Here is an 18,768-nt window from a genome sequence, read left to right as displayed (position 1 = left end):
TATTATATGCTAAAATCCTTTTCATGGACAAACAAAACGTAAAACGTCAGCTCGCCGCATTCGCCCTGTCGATGTTCCGGAAAGATTTTTTCGGAATCTATCACGGTTCGCTCTCGGCCAAACTCGATACCAATCTTTTCACGATCAATACGAAAAACGCCATTTTCGATTCGATCGGCGAAAACAGCCTCATCGATCTTTTTTACAATAAAGATTACCGTTGGAAGGAGGCAAGCATCGACGCCTCGATCCACCACGGGATTTACCGTCAGATATCGGACGCCAAATTCATCACCTTTACGATGCCCCCCTTTACGACCGCCTTTTCGTTGAACCACAGCATCATCATCCCCAACGACTATTTCGGCTTCAAGGAATTTGGCAAAATCGCCATCTACGACCCGAAAAAATTCGACGACTGGTACGAACGGGCGGTGAGTGAAATCCCTCAGTATTTCCAGCAGAACAACACCTCGATCATGGTCATCCGCGGATACGGCGTTTACGCTTTCAGCCGCGACATCCACTCGATGGTGCGCCAGCTCTCGATCCTCGAACGCAGCTGCCGGATCCTGATGCTCGATCACTCCCAGGCACGTTTAGACATCGACTGAAATCGCCGCGACCGCACTCTCGATCGCATCGAATACCCGCACCAGTTCATCAGGGGTTATCACGTAGGGCGTCATCACGTACACGACGCTCCCCAGCGGACGGATAAGCACCCCTTTTTCCATGCACCGCCGGTGGATTTCGAGTCCGATCCGCGCTTTGGGATCGAACCCGTCAAGCTCGATGGCGGCGATCATCCCGCACTGGCGTGTCTCCTTGACCTTTTCATAACGTTCAAACCGTTTAAGTTCCCGTTCGATCACCCCGATGAGGCGGCGGTTCGATTCAATAACACATTCCGATTCGAACAGGTCCAAAGTCGCGTTGGCAGCGGCGCAGGCAAGAGCGTTTCCGGTATAACTGTGTGAGTGGAGAAACGATTTTGCAGGGTTGTAATCACAGTAAAACGCACCGTACACTTCTTCGGTCGTTAGAACCACAGAAAGAGGAAGATACCCCCCGGTAAGCCCCTTGGATAAAGCCATAAAATCAGGTGAAATCCCGGCTTGTTCGCAGGCAAACAACGTCCCCGTACGACCGAATCCGACCGCGATTTCATCGGCGATAAAATGGATGCCGTATTCTTCGCACAACCGCTTGGCTTCGCTGAGAAAACGGGGATGGTACATTCTCATTCCTCCCGCGCACTGCACTAGCGGTTCCACGATCAGCGCCGATATCTCTTTGCCCCGTTCCCTCAAAAGTCTTCCGAATGTTTCCGAGGCTTCGAGCGCCGCTTCAAGGCTCTGATCCCGGGGCGAAGGGGTAACCAGTGAACGGATCAAAAGTGGCTCATAAGTCTCTTTGTAAAGCGAAACGTCCCCAACCGCGAGGGCTCCGAGCGTTTCGCCGTGATAACTCTCCGACAAAGAGACGAAAAGAGGGCGTTCCTCCCCACGGTTACGATGAAAATGGTAGCTCATCTTGAGCGCCACTTCGATGGCGCTCGAACCGTTGTCGGCATAAAAACAGCGCGTTAGCCCCTCGGGTGAAAGGGCGACGAGCCGTTCGGAGAGGCGCACGACCCCCTCGTGGGTAAATCCTGCAAGAATGACGTGTTCGAGGGTTTCGAGCTGTTCTTTGATTTTGCCGTTGATGTAGGGGTTCGAATGACCGAAAAGATTGACCCACCAGCTGCTGATCGCATCGATGAAGCGATGCCCTTCAAAATCTTCGAGCCAGACCCCTTCACCGCGTGAAATCGGCGTCATCGGAAGAGTCTCGTGATCCTTCATCTGTGTGCACGGATGCCACACAACGTTCAAATCGCGCCGCGCCATCTCCGAATTGTTCATGAAAACCTCCCTTTTTTGGGTTATAATGTGATAACACGCGTTAGCCAAGGGTTCTTTTCATCCAAGTTTAATGCTAAACGCAATAAAATATCTGAATTCTACAACAGGACGCTTTAATGATCACATGGATGCAGCGCCATCGCAAATACCTGGTCGTAACGATCTGGATCTCCACGATCGCTTTTATCGGTGCGGGATTCGTCGGATGGGGACAATACAGCTACGGGGACAAAGCGGGTGCCGTCGCCAAAGTGGGCGATATTTCGATCACCGCCGAAGAGCTCCAGAAAAGCTACACTTCTCTTTTCAACCAGTACAATCAGATGTTTCAGGGAAAAATGGATGAAAAAATGGCCCAGCAACTGGGCTTGCAGCGCCAGGCCCTCCGCCAGCTGGTCAATCAGGCTCTCGTACTGAACCTCGCCCAAAGTTACGGAATGGTCGTCAGCGACAAGGAACTCGCCGAGGTGATCCAGTCTCAGCCGATGTTTTTCAAGGGGGGAGCTTTCGACAAAACCGTTTACGAAAAAGCGCTTGCCGATAACCGCCTCACGAAAAAAGAGTACGAAGAGTCGTTGCGCAAAGAGCTGCTGATCCAAAAAACCCTCTACATGCTCGCTTCCAACGCCCGTCCTTTCGAAACCCGTGCACTGGGCAGCGCGCTGGGTGTTTCCGACAAAATCACCTACAAGCTCCTGACACCCGCGATGATCGACGTTTCCGCCGACGAAGCGGGACTCAAGGCGTTCTGGGAAAAACACAAAAAAGAATTTAAAACCGAACCCGGCTATGAAATCTCCTTCGTTCGCCAGGCACCGGTTGCCGAACTTCCTTCGGAACGCGAAATTGCCGAATATTACGAAGCCAACCGCCTGACGCTCAAAGACGCGTCGGGAAAAATCCTCCCTCCGGCCGACGCCCGTGAGGCCGTCGTTGCCGCTTTGCAGGAAAAAGCAACTGAAAAAGAAGCGCTTCGCCTCTACGTCGATTACAAAAAAGGGCAGCTCCAAAACATCCCGGTCGAAAAAGCCGCTTTCAGCGCTTCCGCGTCACCGTTCGATCCCGCGCTGACCAAAGAGATCGCCGCGCTGAATCCGAACAAGCCCTATCTCAAACCCCGCAAAGCGGGAAGCGATTTCGTTGTCATCAAACTCGATAAATCGATCCCCTCACGGACCAAAACGTACGAAGAGGCGAAAAACGAAGCTAACGTTCTGTATACCACTCAGCTCAAAACGCAAAAACTCGAAGAGCTGGCTAAAAACAGCTATCGCTCGTTCACGGGTACGACCACCGACTTCATCAGCCGCACCGAAACTCCCGAACTGGCCGGTTTAACTCCTACGGAAACGTCCGAATTCCTTTCCAAACTCTTCACCTCCAAACAAAAACAGGGTTTTATCGCTTTGGAAAGCGGAAATGTTATAATCTATAACGTTTTGGAACAAAAGTTGCTTCAAACAAAAGCAATTGCGAACGAAGCAGCCGTTGCGAAGCTGAAGGGCAATGTATTGGATCAGGGACTGATCAAAGTCCTTGAAAACAAATACCCTGTTGAAATCTATGTGGAAGGGATCTGATTTGAAACGAACCGTTTTAGCCATCGATATCGGCTCGACAAAAGTTTGCGCCATCATCGCCGAAATCGACGATGACAACAGTGCGCAGATCATCGGAGCCGGAATCTCAAAAGCGCAGGGGCTTCGCAAAGGGAGCATTACCAACATCGAGCTCGCCAGCAAATCGATCAAAAGCGCCCTGAACGACGCGAAACGCGTTGCGGGTACGGAACTGCGCAGCGCCGTGGTATCGATTTCGGGAGCGTATACCAAAAGCCTCAATTCCAGCGGTATCGTCAATATCCCGAATAAAGAGATCACCCTCAAAGAGATCAACCGCGTCATGCATACCTCGCTTTACAACGCGAATATCCCTAATGAATTCGAAGTGCTCCACGCCCTCCCCTACAATTTCAAAGTGGACGATCAGGATTTCATCGAAGACCCGCTGGGGATGAACGCCGCGCGCCTCGAGGTCGAGACCCACATCATCACTACCCAGAAAAGCAATCTCAACAACCTCCGCAAAGCGGTCAAAGCCGCCGGTGTCGAAGTTGAAAGCGTCGTATTGAGCGGATACGCCTCGGCAATCGCCGTCCTCAACCAAGACGAAAAAGAACTGGGAGCGGCCGTCGTCGATATGGGTGGAAACACCAGCAACATCGTGATCCACTCCGGGCACGCCATCCGCTACAACGATTTTCTCGGAGTCGGTTCTAACCATATAACGAACGATCTCTCCATGGCGCTGCATACGCCGCTTCAGACCGCCGACAACGTCAAAATCAACTACGGTTCCCTCTACGCACCGAGCAACGACCTGATCGAGCTCCCCGTCATCGGAGACGAAAACGCAACCCACGAAGTCTCACTCGAAGTAGTGCATAACGTCATCTACGCCCGGGTGGAAGAGACGCTGATGATTATCGCCCAGTCGCTTGAAAAAAGCGGCCTTAGAGAACACATGGGAGCGGGAGTCGTCCTGACCGGCGGATTTACCAAAATCGAAGGGCTGCGCGAACTGGCGGTCGCAATTTTCGACAACATGCCAGTGCGCCTCGCAAAACCAAGCGACATGGGAGGTCTTTTCGATACGCTCAGAGATCCTTCCTATTCAGGGGCGGTCGGATTGGTCAAATACATGGCCGGCGGCTATACCCCCTATGAAATCGACGTGAACAAACACATGCGTCACGCGAGCGAAGAACCGGCAACCCAGCCGCAGGTTCAATTCCACGAAGAGGTACCGGAATTCGACATTCCAAACGCCGCCCCTACTCCTCCCCAGCCCGAACCGGTCAAGGAAGAGAAGAAGGCGGATGTGTCGAAGATGGTCAACATCGGGTCGAATAAGCCGGTACAGGACGACCAGCCTAACCCGATCACCAAATTCTGGAATTGGGCAACTCAACTTTTTTAATTACGTCAAGGAGCAAGCATGGAACCATTTTCAATTGAAGAATCAACCTCTCTAACGGGGGCCCGTATCGTAGCGGTCGGCGTCGGCGGCGGCGGCGGCAACATGATCGGCTATATGCTCAAAGAGCAGATCCCCGGCATCGAGCTGATTATGGCCAACACCGATGCACAGGTACTTGAGCAGGGAAGCGCGGCGAGCAAAATCCAGCTCGGGGCCAAACTGACCAAAGGACTCGGCGCGGGGATGAAACCCGAAGTGGGCAAAGAGTCGGCACTGGAAAGCTACGAAGATATCGCCCGTGCACTCGAAGGGGCCGATATCGTTTTCGTTGCGGCAGGCCTGGGGGGAGGCACCGGAACCGGTGCGGCTCCGATCATCGCCAAAATTGCCAAAGAGGTAGGCGCCCTGACGATTTCGGTCGTTACCAAGCCGTTCTCGTTCGAAGGGAAAAAACGTCTTAAACTTGCCGAAGAAGGGCTGGAAGAACTCAAAAAAGAGTCCGATTCGATCGTCGTCATCCCTAACGACAAACTCCTCTCGATCATCGATCCCAAACTGGGGATCAAAGAGAGTTTTAAAATCGTTGACAGCGTCCTGGCCCGCGCGGTAAGCGGAACTTCGGGCGTCATCCTCGCCAGCGGGGACAACGACATCAACCTCGACTTCGCCGACCTTCAGACGGTCATGAGCCATCGCGGCCTCGCGCTGATGGGTGTAGGCGAATACAAAGGGGAGAACGCGGCGTACGAAGCGATCAAAAACGCGATCGAATCTCCTCTTCTGGATAATATGTCGATTACCGGTGCGCTTGGAGTGCTCGTCCACTTCAGCATGCATCCCGAGTTCCCGTTCATGGAACTCTCGGCGGCGATGGACGTCGTCCACAACAGCGTTGACGACGGTGCCGACGTTATTTTCGGAACAACCACCGATGCCAATCTACCGCAAGATTACATCCGCATCACTCTTGTTGCCACAGGCTTCGAGAAAAAAGCGACGATGGGGATCAACAACTGCGAATTCGAGAACAAAGAAGCGGTCGCCGCAGCCGCTACCGCAGCCGTTGCCAAACCGCGCGTCGTTGCCCGCCCCGCAATGGTAGCCAACGGCGATTACAGTGAAGATTTCCTTGACGTTCCGACGTTTATGCGTCAGCAAAGAGACTAATCCGCCCTTTTTCCATGCTCTCTTTTGACAAACTCATGAAGGCCAAAACGCTCCTTGGCCTTCACGACAAAGCCACTCTTTCTGAAATCAAAGCCCGTTACAAAAACATGATGCACCGGTGGCATCCCGACAAACACCCCGAAGATCCGGAGGGCGCACACGCCATGAGTGCGCAAATCAACGAAGCCTACGCCACCTTATTGGAATACTGTTCGGCCTACGAATACAACTTCGACGAAGCGTTTTTAAAAGAACAAACCCTCACTCCCCAGGAATGGTGGACCAAAAAATTCGGCGGACGCTGATCCGGCACCGTTTTCCTCATTCATTCCACAATAATACTTTTGTTTTATTTTTGTTTATTATTGTTTCATTATAATGGCATAAAAATCTCAACGGGAGAAAACCATTATGGATATTTTTCATGAAGCCAAAAAACGTTTTCAAAGCGTTCATGCCATCCTGAGCTATCCCGAAATCTATGCACAGGACTATTTTACACAGTTGAGCGCCGCGACCAAAGAGGCCTATGCGGTAATGGAAGCGGGGTTGTGCACCAATGCGGCGATCGACAGCAACTGCATCGACCATCGCAATTTCATCCGTTCGGTCATGGAAACGTTAAAGCGGCTCGAAGGGGGTCTGGAAAAGACGGACAGGCACGAAGCGACATTGGCTGAATACACGGTACGGGTGAATTCGATACTCGAGAGAATTTCGACGGTTTTGGCTTCGCGTACGGGTTCGAGGGTATGGTACGGCCTACCGCTCTAAAAGCGGTAGGCACACGTTTAGTGAAAAGCGATCGGCCCTTCGGAACGGGCATGGATGAATTGCTGAACGACAGGGTTGGAGGAATTTTGAAACGACGTTTTGTCGCCCGCTTCCACTATAACCCCCTCAAACAGCATCGCGTAACGATCGCCCGCTTTGAAACTCTCGTTAACATCATGGCTGATCAGGATCGACGTCATGCCGATCTCATCGCGCAGACGACAGATCATCTGGGTAATGAAATCGCTGGTAACCGGGTCAAGTCCGGAAGTAGGTTCATCGTACAAAATGACCTCCGGTTCAAGTGCCAGCGTACGCGCAAGTCCGACCCGTTTGCGCATCCCGCCGCTGAGTTCTTCGGGATAAAGCGGTTTGACGATGTCGGGTTTGAGCCCGACCATCGATAATTTTTCATCGATTTTGTATTCCAGCTCTTTTGGGGTCAGTTTTTGGTGCTCGATCATCGGGAATGCAACGTTATCGCGGATGTTCATACTGTCGAACAACGCGCCGTTTTGAAACAGGAATCCCACCTTTGTCCGAATGTCGCGCAACGTCGCTTCATCCGCGTTGTCGACCCGTATTCCCCCCACCGTAATCGAACCGCCATCAGGCTTGAGCAAGCCGACGATGTGTTTGATGATCGTCGATTTTCCGCCTCCGGATACGCCGAAAATGACCGTCGTTTTCCCTTTTTCGATCTCGAGATCGACACCGCGCAGAATCTGGCGCGAACCGAAGCTTTTGGTCACGTTTTCAAACCGGATCATCGTTTTACCGCCATCAGATACGCACGGCGCACAAACAGTACGCTCAGGGTAATCAAGAGAATTTTGAAATCAATCTCGCTTGCTTTGTGAAGCGCTTCGAACCCTTCGTCGATCCCGCTTTCCCCAAGCGCCTGGTAGGCCAGGATTTTCGGAGTGTACACCGCGCTGAAAAGAAGCAGCGTCGCGACCGAACCCAATGCGCTCAGAATCGCGATTTTGTCGATTTGCATCACCTTGTAACGGGAAACTTCATACAGAACGATAACGGCCGCCATCACGTATCCCCAGTAGCTGAAGCGGCGAAACACCTCTCCCATGATTTTCCCCTCTTCGAAACGGGACAGAAGCGGTACGCTCAAGAAAAGTTCGGAGTGGAAAACAACCGCCGCGACGAAAACGCCCAGAACCAGAACGGCGCCGGCCGTCATCCCGACCAGTAGCAGATAGAGTGCGTCGACCGCTGCTTTTTTATTCATGTACCGCCTTTAAAACGAACCCCCGGTCGAATCCCGCGAGATCGGTATAAAATTCCAATGATTGTACCGCAAATGGCGTAAGATATTCCTGCACTTTCGTACGTTGGTCGTATCCCATTTCACAAACAAAACAACCGATTCGACGCGCATATACTTCACCGATGAGGCGCCGGATGATCTCATCCCCGATCTCCCCTCCGAAAAGGGCGTTTTGGGGTTCAAACGAGAGGTTGCTCTCCAGCGGGGCATCCAGTGCGATATAGGGGGGATTGGATACCAGCAGATCAATCGTCTCGTCCACGCAGGAGAGAAGATCCCCCTCCCGCAGCTCGATCCGCTCGCTGAGGCCGAACGCTTCGATGTTACGTCGCGCTACCGCCAGTGCCGCCGGAGAGATATCCACGGCAATGAAACGGGCGTTGGGCAGGTGCAGGGCCAGCATGATCGAAATGATCCCGCTACCCACTCCTACTTCCGCAACACTGATCGATTCGCGCGGGTCTACACGTTTGAGGACCTCATCGATCAGGTGCTCCGTTTCGGGGCGGGGAATCAACGCCCCTTCGTCGACGTAGAACTCCCGACTGTAAAAGCTGACACGCCGGGTAAGGTATTCAAGGGGAACGTTACGGGAACGTTTTTCGATCCATTCACACAGTTTCGGGTCACTGTCGTCTATCAGGTCGTCTTGATGGGTTATGAAATAAAGCTGATCTTTTCCCAGATACGCCATCAGAAGCAATTCGGCTTCACGGCGGGGAGATTCGACGACTCCCGACAGTTTTTGCGTCAGTGCTTCGTGCAGACTGCTTAGTCGTTGGGACACGGATCACCGTACCCTTCCTCCGCATCGATACGGATCTCGTAACCCAGCGCCCGCAGCCGTTCGACGACCGGCGGGTGAGTCGTGTGGAAAAAGCGGTAGAGCGGATGGGATAGCGGGAAGCTTTTGTTTTCGCTCACCAGTTTTTTGAGCGCGTCGGCCAGATGCCCGGCCCCTCCGAGCTCGGCACCGCTTCGGTCGGCTTCATACTCGTTATGACGACTCATGAGACCAAAGAGCGGCATGATGAAAAAGCTCACCATCGGGAGCATCAGAAGAAACAGCATCATGACAACGTGCGGGCTTTGGGCTACGCCGAGTTCAAGATACAGCGTTTGGGGGAGATTGCCGAAAAAGGCGAACATTCCAAACAGCATCGCACCCACCATCGCGATATTTTTGTACAGATCGCCGTGGGCGAAATGTCCCAGTTCATGCCCCAGCACCGCGATCAGTTCGGCAGGAGTAAGTTTCTGGATGAGGGTATCGAACAAAATCACCCGTTTGGCTTTCCCGAGCCCTCCGAAATAAGCGTTGAGCCGCGCATCGCGCTTGCTCGCGTCGCTGACGAATACGCCGCTTGAGACAAAACCGGTTTTTTGCATCAGCTCTTCGATCTTCGATTTGAGTTCGGGGTCTTCGAGCGGTGTCACTTTATCGAAAAACAGGGCACGGACCGTGGGGAAAAACATATTGATCGCCACGACGACGGTCATGATGAACGCGAAGCTCCATAACCACCATTCCTCGCTCGAAGCGATGATCGAAGCGACGCCCCACACGACGAGGCTTCCGAACAGAACACTCAAGAAGGTTGTGATCAACGTATCTTTGACGTATTGAGCCGTGCTCGAACGGTTGAAGCCGAAACGCGCGTCGATTTTAAACTTGGCATACCATCCCAGAGGAAGCGTCACAAAAGCGTTAATAAGCACCAGGCCCATCACGGCGCCGATCGTTTGGGTCAATCCGCCCTCTTCCATCAATGCGCCATCAAGCCATGCGATCATTCCTCCCATCCATGCGAGGAATAGAAAATATTCCACCATCCCTTCGATGATCGAAAGCCTCTCTTTGGCGATCGCATACGCTGCGGCATCGCGATAATCGGCTTCGCCCATCAACACCGCACCCTTGCATTTGAGGCGGTTGACGTAACCGATCTGCATCACGCTGACGTATGTCCGGATGAAAATATAAAATGTGTACACGCCTATGATCGTGGCTATCATTCACTGTCCCGTTTTTTTGAAAGGGATTTTACCATTATTTGACCGGAACTTTACCGATCGTATCTTCGACGGGAATCGAATCGTTTGCATCGCCGTAATAGTATTTGGCACCGACAAACACCGCTCCGATGAGTAATCCGATCACGATAACGGTCCAGACGATCCGTTTTTTCTCCCCTTTGAGCGTATCGTAGTCCTCAATCGAGCTGAGAGTAGGTTCATTGTCTTTCATGGGTGGTTCCTTTTTATGCAGATAATGCGATAATATTAGCCATCTTACCCTACATCGAGTTAACGAATCTCCCCTACTCTGACGGTTTAAGTTTGTTTATTGGTTCTTTTTATCGTCACGATGAACGCATTTTCAGCGTATAGTTGAGCGGAACCGTAATCCGCACGGGTTTGGGAGGTTTTGGAAAATATTCGGCTGTTTTGCGTATCAGCGCGATCGCGTCCTCATCGAGTATCGGAAATCCCGACCCGTCCACAATCCTGATGTCATCGACCTCGCCGTCATGTTTTAAACGAAACGAAATTCTGACGCTCCCTTCCTGTCTCAGGCGTACGGCCTGCGAGGGATATTTGCGGTATTTCACCAACAATTCCCGAATCGTCGAAAGATGGTCGTCCAAATATTCCTTTTCCGCATCGATTACAGGGACGGCCGGAACGGGTTTCGGAGCGGCTATGGATTCGGGTTGTGCCGTCTGCACCGCGCGGACAGGTTCGGAAGGGACGGCAACCGTTTTCGATACGACCGGTTCGGGATCCTCTTTATCGATCGTCGGGGTTTCGGGTAGCGGATCGGGCCTCTTTTCGGTCAGCGGTTTGGCTTCAGGGGATTTCGGCACGGCCGTTTGCACGACCGGCGCAGTTCGCCCGGGGGACACGGCAGGAGTCAGCGCCAGTTCCAGAACAATCTCTTCTTCGGTCTCCTCCACGGGAAGGGAAGCAACCGCAACGGCAATGATCAGCGCATGCAGTAATACCGAAAATATGAACGAGCCGCGCGTTTTCATGCGTCTCTCTTCGTCACGATCGAGATTTTTTCGATTCCTTGAAGTTTCAAGCGGTCGAGAATAAAGATGAAATCGTTGAAAAACGCTTTTTTATCCCCCAATACACTCACGCTTGCGTCGCTTTTCAATGTCGAAATCGCCTGCATCAGTTCAACACGCTGCATCGCTTTGCCGTTCCAGAACATCTCGCCGCTTTCATTGACCGCGATTTCGATTTTTTGTGCAGAAGTCTCTTTCGCACTGGCGGCTTTGGGAAGATCAAGCTTGATCGCTCCCGACGCGACGAACGTCGAAATGGTCAATACGATTGCCAGCAAAACAAGGACGACGTCGATAAGGGGAACGACGTTGATCCCCTCTACCCGTTTAAGCGCGCGCATCTTCCCATGCCCCCATCAGCAGATCCATCTTCCGAAGGCACGCACTGTAGATCATCATCGACGGGATCGCGACGAGCAGTCCCAGCGCGGTTGCTTTAAGTGCCAACGACAGACCGATAACCACCGCCGAGGGTTCCATCCCACCGCTCTGGCCGATCTCGTAAAACACCACCATGATCCCCGCAACCGTACCGAGCAGGCCTACATAGGGGGCATTCGACCCGATTACCGAGATGGCCGTGAGGTTTTTCGACAGCTCCGCCTCCGCCTTGTTTTTCGTTTCGTAACTGCTGACATCCACCGAACGATAATAGAAATAACGCTCTATTCCATAGGCGAAAGCGATCACGCTCATAATTCCCAAAATTCCCAAGGTCGCATAATCGACCGCCAGTTTCAATTCTTCCATTTTTGTCTCCTGTTTGTTATGATGTATTAAGTGTCCGCCCAGGTACGGAGCAGATTGTGGTAAATGCTCGTCAGCTTGACCGTATCCTCATCGTCGCCCAGCCGTTCGCGAAACGCGATAATGCTCATGTCCAGATCAAAAAGCAACCGGCGTCTGTCCGTTTCACGGATCATGCTCTCCAACCAGGTAAAACACGAGATACGCGCGCCGCGCGTTACCGGTTCGACGCGATGGACGCTCGATGAAGGATACAGAACCATATCTCCGGCGGGAAGTTTCACGATTTGCGATCCGAACGTGTCTTCAATCACCAGTTCCCCCCCGTCGTATTCTTCCGGATCGGAAAAAAAGAGGGTGAACGACAGATCGCTGCGTACCCTTTTCCCCCCACCGCGCATCGTACGGACCGCATTGTCGACATGGTTTCCGAAGGTGTTGAACTCACCCGTATAACAGTTGAATAACGGCGGAAAAATCTTTTTGGGGAGTGCCGCGGTGAAAAACAGCGCGTTGTTGCTCAGCGCGTCCAATACGATTTTCTGCAATGCGACCGCCGCTTCGGAATCTTCGGGAAGCTGAAGATTGTTTTTTGCCTTTGCCGCCTGCGTGCCGCTGGTGACGTTGCCGTCCACCCACGTCGACGACGTCAGAATACGGCGGCATTCCGCCACCTGTTCGGGAGTGAGTACGTTGGGTATGTGGAGTAACATGGTGTTTTCCTTTGCCTGAGTTTTGGTACGGTCCCACGCACCGCATGGAGCCGTATCAAAACTCCCCTGGGGGAGTTTTCGATTAAAAGAATTTGTAATCGAGCGTCACCTGCGCCGTCCGTCCCGTCCCGGGTATGGCGAATCCGCCGTTGATGTAGGCCGATTCGTAATAGGTGGTGTCGAAAAGGTTTTTGACGTTGAGCTGCACCGCGTAGTTTTTCTGGGTATAGCCGACCATCGCGTCGTAACGGACGTAATGCGGCGCTACGTTCGGGTTGAACGACGTAGCACCGGCGTTGGGATAGCTGTAGACCGCACGGTCCCCTTTGCCCTCAATTCCGCCGCCGACTTTCCATCCGCCGCCGAGTTTGTACGTCGTCCAGAGGTTGAACGTATAGTCGGTCGAATTGGGCGGTTTATGTCCGACGACGATGTCCGATTTACCGGGTGCGACCTCATCGACTTCGGGATCCATCAGCGCGACGCCGGCGAAAACGTCCCAGTTGTCGGTAATCCGGCCGGCCGCTTCGAGTTCGATGCCGTCGGTATGACGCTCTTTGGAGAGAATCGGGTTGGACGAAGCGCTCATGACGTCGGTATTGCGTTCCCACTCTTTGATGGTCCGATAAACTGCGGTACGCAGCGACAGGTCCCCATCAAAAAATTCCCATTTTGCCCCCAGCTCGTACGTGACGCTCCGTTCCGGATCGTATCGGTTCGAAAACGAATACAGATCCCCGGTCGTATTGAACGAATTGTTCCATGCTACGTAATAGTGCTGACGGGTATCGGGCTGATACGACAGCCCGGCACGGTAACTCATCTCGTTGTAACGGAGATCTCCGTTTTGCGTCAGCGACGCGCCGGTGTAATAATCCATCTTCAGCCAGTCCTTGCGAAATCCCGCCATCACTTTCCAGTTGGGAACGAATTCGACGACGTCCTGGGCGTAGAGGGCCCAGGTATGCCCTTTGTATCCGCCGTTGATGTTGCGCTCTTTGTTGCCGTAAACCGCCTTGTAGGCTTCGGGAATCGACGAACCCGATTCCAGGGAGTTGGGCAACTGCGCCACCCAGGATCCCGTAGCGCTGGTACGGGAGTAAATAATCCCGTTGCTCGCCACATACCGCCCCGTCGCGGTATCGGGCAATCCGTTGGCCGGACCGTTGGCATCGCTGATGTTCGGATAATACGACGAAAGCCCGTCATGTCCCCAGCGTACCTGTTCCTCGCGCAGGAATTCGGTCCCTACAAGCGCTTCGTGCTTCATCCCCAGCGCTTCGAATCTGGTTGTGAAATCGTTCTGCCACGTATCGGTTTTCTCCTTGGCCCCGTTTCCTTTTGAACTCCGGTTCACCGATCCCGTCGCCGAATCGTACCCGCCCGGGGCGATAGCCCAGTTGTCCCGCAGATAATCGGCATGACGGATCACCGAACGCAGTTGCGTGTCCGACGAAAATTTATGGGTATAACTGGCGGTCGTGATGTTGACACGGTTATCCTCGAAATCGTCCGTAAATCCGTAAAATGTTTCCTTACCTACATCCGCAGGGCGCTTTGTAGCACTGTCGAAAGGGACACCGTAATCGGGAGTGATGTGGGTGTTGAGATAAAAATGGGAGAGGCTGAACTCGTTGTCGGTCCCCAATCCGAAAGTGATCGTAGGGGCGATGCCGTACGATTCGTTATAGACGTCGTTTCGGGTACTCCCGGCATCCATCCCCATCACGTTAAGGCGAAGCGCCGTCGTATCGTCGAGCATGACGTTGATGTCGGCCGATGCCCGTTTGTACTCGTCCGTACCGAGCGTCATCGAGAGCTTGCCGAAATTTTCGGCTTCGGCGTCTTTACTCACCTGGTTGATGACGCCGCCGGCCTGCCCGCGGCCGAACAGCATGGCCGCGCCGCCGCGCAGAACGTCGACCTGCTCGAGATTGAACGTATCGCGGTTGTATTGCGCAACGTCGCGGATACCGTCGAGGTAAAGGTCCCCGAAAGTGTAAAAACCGCGCAGATTCATGTTATCCCCGATCCGTCCCCCTTCGGCGGCGTTGAAGGTGAGGCCCGACACGTTGCTGAGCGCCTCTTTGAGGGTAAATTCGGATTTGTCGTGCAGCAGCTCTTTCGTCACGACGGTAATCGCCTGGGGAACGTCGTGCGCGAGTTGTCCGGTTTTGGCGGTTTTGGAAATACCCGGCTGATATCGCGGCAGTTCGATCTCGACGGTATCTTGGATGTCTATCGCCTTGATCGTTGCGTTCGAATCGGCGGAATCCGCCAACACGGAACTTGCTCCGATGCTCAAAAGCATCGCACCTATCGGAAGCATCTGAGAATTGAGAAAACGGTTGTGGTAGGCCATAAGCACTCCTTGAAAGTTGAAGTGGCTGGCTACCGGCTCGGGAGAGCATTTGCTGGCTAGTTTCTAGAAAAGCAATTGATAATTGATTTCAATTTATGGAACTATAGCGGGATTGAAAGATTATGTCAATAGTGATAAGCATTATTAAATAAATAAGATGCCGGAGTTTATTCCGGCTTAAGAATCATGAAGATTACCAACGCCCCTCGAGCGTCACAAGGAGATAGGGACGGGTATTTTCCCGATAGGTCTGGGTTTCGACAAGGGTCCCCGACGTATAGCGGCGGGTCGTGGTCGTGATCGTTTCACCGGTGAGATTTTTGAGATTGATCCCGGCTTTGAACGTCGAATCGATCCGCTTTTTGGCGTACAGGTCGAACGTTCCGTACCCCTTTTGCGATTCGGCGATGCCGTTTTCGTCGGTCGGATCGTCGTAGCCGCTGACGTAGCGGTAGGCGGCGCCGTAGGTCAGGCGGTAGGCGCTGAGCGTATGGTCGACACCGACGTTATAGAGATAATCATTGGTCGCTTTGATGGGACGTTTAAAGCCGTTGACGCTCAGAGAGGAGTTTTGGACCGTCGCATTGGCGAAAATCCCCAAGCCGGTCACATACGAAGCAAGCGATTTTTTCAGCTCGGCCTCCACACTCCATAATCTCCCCTCGCCCGCGTTGTAGGGCCGTTCGATGTAACGTCCCCCCTCATAGGTGGTCAGTTTTTCGATCTTGTCGTCGATGACGCGGTAAAATCCGCCCACGCTCACTATCCCCTTGTCGGCGAAATAGTGTTCCAGACGCACTTCGTAACTGAGTGCTTTTTCTTCTCTCAGAGCCGAATTCCCGCTCACGTCCGGACGGGTAAGATCGTTGAGTTCCAGCGAACTGTCGACGGTATCGGTCAGTTCGTCCAGGCGTGGCAGCCTGACCGTTTTCGAAACGCTTGCCCGGAAGTTATCATCGGGGCTGAGGCGATAAAGCAGGTGCAGCGAAGGGGCGAAATAATCGATGTTCGACGACCCTGCGAAATCGCGTGAAACGCTCTCGTAGCGGATTCCCGGAGTCACCAGGAAATTCTCGCCGATCCCCACTTCGTCCTGGATGTAGAGCGCACCTTTCTCCTGACGCAGGGTCTGTCGTACGTTGGAGGTCTCCACTCCGCCGCTGAGAACCCTCACGCTTTCGTCCTGCAGGATCCGCTTGACCTCGACTCCCGTTTTCACGAAATGCTCCGCACTGATGCGCGAGTAGCTCCCTTCGGCTCCGAACACGCGGAACAGGGAATCGTCGTACTGAAGCTTCGTTCCCGAACGGTTCTCCCCTTCCGAATCGTTTTGATGGAATTTGAGTTTCCAGTCAACGAGCTCCGTTCCCGACACATGATGTTCTCCCGAAATTTTCGTCCAGAGCATCATCGCGTCGCTTTCGTCGCGGTTGTAAAGAGTCGTGCTTAACGTCCCGTTCGTATACGTCCGTTCATCCGCCGTGGCACGGTTTGCATTCAGCCCCATCGACGCGTCGAAGGCGTATTTGTTTTTTGTATCCGCCGCGTACATCAGCTTGCCGTTGAGGCTCAACGCACGGTAACGCCCCTGCGAATCGCGCAGTTTTTCGGTGAGGTTGATCGTGTCGTCGATCCGGGTCGAAGCGTCGTCTTTGTGCGTATTGTCGGCGTACGTGGCGTTAAACAGGTACGAATACCGCCCCGATTTGCCTTCTCTTTGGGCAAAAACCGATCCCAGCGGCCGACCGTTGTATGCCCCTCCGCTCAGTTTGGCGATCGTTTTTCCCTCCGATGACGGTTTTTTCAGGACGATGTTGACGATTCCCCCCATCGCTTCGGCGGTGTATTCGGCCGATCCGTTGGTCATCACCTCGATCCGTTCGATCATTTCGGGCGAAATCTGTTCCAGCGGGTTCCCACGCTTCGTCGACGAAACCTCTTCGCCGTCGATCAGCACTTTCGTATATCCCTTGCCCGGCGTCCCTTTTTTCCCTTTGCCCTGGGCAACCGTGACGCCGGGGGTTCGTTTGAGTACTTCAAGGGCATTGAGGTCGCCGTACTGGCTGAGCTCTTCGCCTTTGATAATCCGTTTGGCGATCGAGTGTTCTTTGCGTTCTTCGAGGACGGTATATTCTTCTTCGACTTCGATTTTGTCAAGCTGGATGATCTCCTGCGCACAGACGGCGGAGAGGGATAAAGCGGTGAAAAACAGGGGACGCAGCACAAAAATTCCTTCGGCGGACGGCGCCAAGGGCGCCGCTTATTTGGTGAGGATCAGTTTGTTGCCTTTGGTAATGCGAAGTATGTAGACATCGTTACCGTGGACGATCCTGATCGAACTGTCGTTTTTAAACAGCTCTTTGGACTCAATAACGGTGCCATTATACTCTTTTGACGATGAGCTTTCGGTTACCATCCTCTCTCCTAGCAAGCGCGTCCGCGCCGCAACAGCCGGTGCGACGGGGGGAGGACGGTATCGGTTTTGGGTTCACACGGAAGTTTCATAGGGTCAGTTCCTTTCATTGGATCAACGAGCGCATACGCCGCTGCAAAAACGGTTCGTTTCATCCGCGTTGCGGATCCCTTCGACCATCTGGCGGATCTGGCACTCGCTGCATCCGCTCAACCCTTTGACGCACAGAAAAGGGATATCCGATTTTTTCGCTTCCCGCTTGAAATGGTTCATCGAGTTATGCTTGAGAAAATCGGTCAGCATGATGATCATATCGGTGTTGTGCGGAAGCGTCTTGTGGGACGTCGAATTGCGGCGGCTGTCCCAGTGACGCGTTTCGGTCGCACCCAGCGATTGCAACAGCGACTGCAGGCGCGTGACTTTGTCTCCTCCGATAATGAGAACGGACATTGGCACTCCTTTATTGATAATAGATATCAAATATTACGAAGTTATCCCTTAAAATAAAATAATATTGATAACAAATATCATATTATTCTTTTTCGACTATTTGCGTTATGATACAGACAAAGCGTTCGATGAAGGAGTAACGATGCGTCAATACGAAACCTACCGATGTAATGTCTGCGGCAACGAAGTCGAAATCCAGAAAGTGGGAGGCGGGACATTGGTCTGCTGCGGTGAAGAGATGGAAATGACCACCGAAAACCTCACGGCGGTGAACCTGATGAAAGCGTTCGGAGGCGAAAGCATGGCCCGGAACAAATACGAACTCTTCGCCGACATCGCCCGCGATGAGGGGTGGCATGCGGTCGAGCGCCATTTCCGCGAAGCGGCGTTTAACGAGATGTACCATGCCCGCGCGCAGTACAAAGCGTATCACAAACTGATTTACGGACAAGAGGTCGATGCGACCCCCGAAAATCTCGAGACGGCGATGCACGGCGAGAATTACGAACACACGGTCATGTATCCCTCTTTTGCCGAGATCGCAACGGCCGAGGGGCATAAGGACCTGGCACGCCTCTTTACCGCCATCGGAAAAGTCGAGGTGGAACACGAGCGCGAATACGCCGCCCTCAAAGAGGCCCTGATCGCGGACGGCTTTTTCTCAAGCCCCGACGAGGAAATCTGGGTTTGCGAGGTGTGCGGACACGTCCACCGGGGGAAAAAGCCCCCCGTCGCCTGTCCGCTGTGCAAAGTAGGACGTGAATATTTCAAACGCGAGCACCTGCACTAAAGCCCCTCCTCCGGGGGGACAAGGAGAACCCCGTGAAAGAACTCTGCAAACTCGGCAAATCCGATCTTAAGTCGGATTTTAAAAAGATCGTCAAGATTGTCAAAAAC

General features: G+C 53.1%; 21 protein-coding genes. 7 read left to right on the top strand and 14 right to left on the bottom strand.

The window, feature by feature from the left end; translation table 11 throughout:
- Positions 1-23: 23 nt before the first annotated feature.
- A complete protein-coding gene (locus AB1763_07155) occupies positions 24-614 on the top strand; it encodes a class II aldolase and adducin N-terminal domain-containing protein (protein ID MEW5832594.1) in 591 nt (196 codons plus the stop codon).
- On the opposite strand, the gene AB1763_07150 is transcribed toward AB1763_07155, so the two are convergent.
- Positions 600-1,907, bottom strand: a complete 1,308-nt coding sequence (locus tag AB1763_07150; GenBank protein MEW5832593.1) for an adenosylmethionine--8-amino-7-oxononanoate transaminase — start codon at positions 1,905-1,907, stop codon at positions 600-602. The genes AB1763_07155 and AB1763_07150 overlap by 15 nt on opposite strands.
- A gap of 116 nt (positions 1,908-2,023) precedes the next feature.
- Here AB1763_07150 and AB1763_07145 point away from each other — a divergent pair, with 116 nt between their 5' ends.
- The 5 genes from AB1763_07145 to AB1763_07125 all read left to right on the top strand — a co-directional run bounded on the left by AB1763_07145 (position 2,024) and on the right by AB1763_07125 (position 6,827).
- Positions 2,024-3,487 (top strand): peptidylprolyl isomerase, encoded by a 1,464-nt coding sequence (locus AB1763_07145; protein ID MEW5832592.1) that lies wholly within the window; start codon positions 2,024-2,026, stop codon positions 3,485-3,487.
- Between the two features lies 1 nt (position 3,488).
- On the top strand, positions 3,489-4,886 hold the full coding sequence (gene ftsA, locus AB1763_07140; GenBank protein MEW5832591.1) for a cell division protein FtsA: 1,398 nt from the start codon (positions 3,489-3,491) through the stop codon (positions 4,884-4,886).
- Between the two features lie 18 nt (positions 4,887-4,904).
- Complete coding sequence (gene ftsZ / locus AB1763_07135) at positions 4,905-6,053, top strand: cell division protein FtsZ (GenBank protein MEW5832590.1); 1,149 nt, start codon at positions 4,905-4,907, stop codon at positions 6,051-6,053.
- A gap of 14 nt (positions 6,054-6,067) precedes the next feature.
- On the top strand, positions 6,068-6,358 hold the full coding sequence (locus AB1763_07130; protein MEW5832589.1) for a J domain-containing protein: 291 nt from the start codon (positions 6,068-6,070) through the stop codon (positions 6,356-6,358).
- A 106-nt stretch (positions 6,359-6,464) separates the two neighbouring features.
- Positions 6,465-6,827, top strand: a complete 363-nt coding sequence (locus tag AB1763_07125) for a hypothetical protein (protein MEW5832588.1) — start codon at positions 6,465-6,467, stop codon at positions 6,825-6,827.
- 17 nt (positions 6,828-6,844) lie between these two features.
- On the opposite strand, the gene AB1763_07120 is transcribed toward AB1763_07125, so the two are convergent.
- From AB1763_07120 to AB1763_07060, 13 genes are all read right to left on the bottom strand, one after another.
- Positions 6,845-7,597: an ABC transporter ATP-binding protein gene (locus AB1763_07120; protein ID MEW5832587.1), complete on the bottom strand. Its 753-nt coding sequence runs from the start codon at positions 7,595-7,597 to the stop codon at positions 6,845-6,847.
- Positions 7,594-8,073, bottom strand: coding sequence for a DUF4149 domain-containing protein (locus AB1763_07115; protein ID MEW5832586.1), 480 nt, complete (start codon positions 8,071-8,073; stop codon positions 7,594-7,596). The genes AB1763_07120 and AB1763_07115 overlap by 4 nt, the downstream gene beginning before the upstream one ends.
- Positions 8,066-8,899 (bottom strand): peptide chain release factor N(5)-glutamine methyltransferase, encoded by an 834-nt coding sequence (prmC, locus tag AB1763_07110; GenBank protein MEW5832585.1) that lies wholly within the window; start codon positions 8,897-8,899, stop codon positions 8,066-8,068. Before prmC ends, AB1763_07115 begins: the two co-directional genes overlap by 8 nt.
- Positions 8,884-10,107 carry a M48 family metallopeptidase gene (locus AB1763_07105; GenBank protein MEW5832584.1) on the bottom strand — a complete coding sequence of 408 codons (1,224 nt, stop codon included), beginning with the start codon at positions 10,105-10,107 and terminating at the stop codon, positions 8,884-8,886. Before AB1763_07105 ends, prmC begins: the two co-directional genes overlap by 16 nt.
- Positions 10,108-10,162: 55 nt before the next feature.
- Positions 10,163-10,360, bottom strand: a complete 198-nt coding sequence (locus tag AB1763_07100) for a hypothetical protein (GenBank protein ID MEW5832583.1) — start codon at positions 10,358-10,360, stop codon at positions 10,163-10,165.
- Positions 10,361-10,475: 115 nt separating this feature from the next.
- The gene (locus AB1763_07095; GenBank protein MEW5832582.1) at positions 10,476-11,147 is read right to left on the bottom strand and encodes a TonB family protein; all 672 of its coding nucleotides are present in this window, start codon (positions 11,145-11,147) and stop codon (positions 10,476-10,478) included.
- On the bottom strand, positions 11,144-11,527 hold the full coding sequence (locus AB1763_07090) for a biopolymer transporter ExbD (protein ID MEW5832581.1): 384 nt from the start codon (positions 11,525-11,527) through the stop codon (positions 11,144-11,146). Before AB1763_07090 ends, AB1763_07095 begins: the two co-directional genes overlap by 4 nt.
- Positions 11,514-11,936: a TonB-system energizer ExbB gene (exbB, locus tag AB1763_07085; GenBank protein ID MEW5832580.1), complete on the bottom strand. Its 423-nt coding sequence runs from the start codon at positions 11,934-11,936 to the stop codon at positions 11,514-11,516. Before exbB ends, AB1763_07090 begins: the two co-directional genes overlap by 14 nt.
- A 26-nt stretch (positions 11,937-11,962) precedes the next feature.
- Entirely contained in the window at positions 11,963-12,646 is a 684-nt protein-coding gene (locus AB1763_07080; protein ID MEW5832579.1) for a Fe2+-dependent dioxygenase, read from the bottom strand.
- 82 nt (positions 12,647-12,728) lie between these two features.
- Positions 12,729-15,008, bottom strand: coding sequence for a TonB-dependent siderophore receptor (locus AB1763_07075; GenBank protein MEW5832578.1), 2,280 nt, complete (start codon positions 15,006-15,008; stop codon positions 12,729-12,731).
- Positions 15,009-15,201: 193 nt separating this feature from the next.
- Positions 15,202-17,232, bottom strand: a complete 2,031-nt coding sequence (locus AB1763_07070) for a TonB-dependent receptor (protein MEW5832577.1) — start codon at positions 17,230-17,232, stop codon at positions 15,202-15,204.
- A 36-nt stretch (positions 17,233-17,268) separates the two neighbouring features.
- Positions 17,269-17,424: a hemin uptake protein HemP gene (locus AB1763_07065; GenBank protein ID MEW5832576.1), complete on the bottom strand. Its 156-nt coding sequence runs from the start codon at positions 17,422-17,424 to the stop codon at positions 17,269-17,271.
- 111 nt (positions 17,425-17,535) lie between these two features.
- On the bottom strand, positions 17,536-17,871 hold the full coding sequence (locus AB1763_07060; protein ID MEW5832575.1) for a DUF2325 domain-containing protein: 336 nt from the start codon (positions 17,869-17,871) through the stop codon (positions 17,536-17,538).
- A gap of 142 nt (positions 17,872-18,013) precedes the next feature.
- Here AB1763_07060 and AB1763_07055 point away from each other — a divergent pair, with 142 nt between their 5' ends.
- The gene (locus AB1763_07055; GenBank protein ID MEW5832574.1) at positions 18,014-18,661 is read left to right on the top strand and encodes a ferritin family protein; all 648 of its coding nucleotides are present in this window, start codon (positions 18,014-18,016) and stop codon (positions 18,659-18,661) included.
- Positions 18,662-18,768: the final 107 nt, after the last annotated feature.

It is taken from the genome of Campylobacterota bacterium, assembly GCA_040752835.1.
In the GTDB taxonomy this organism is placed as follows: Bacteria; Campylobacterota; Campylobacteria; order Campylobacterales; family Sulfurimonadaceae; genus Sulfuricurvum.
This window is presented reverse-complemented; position numbering and strand designations above follow the sequence as displayed.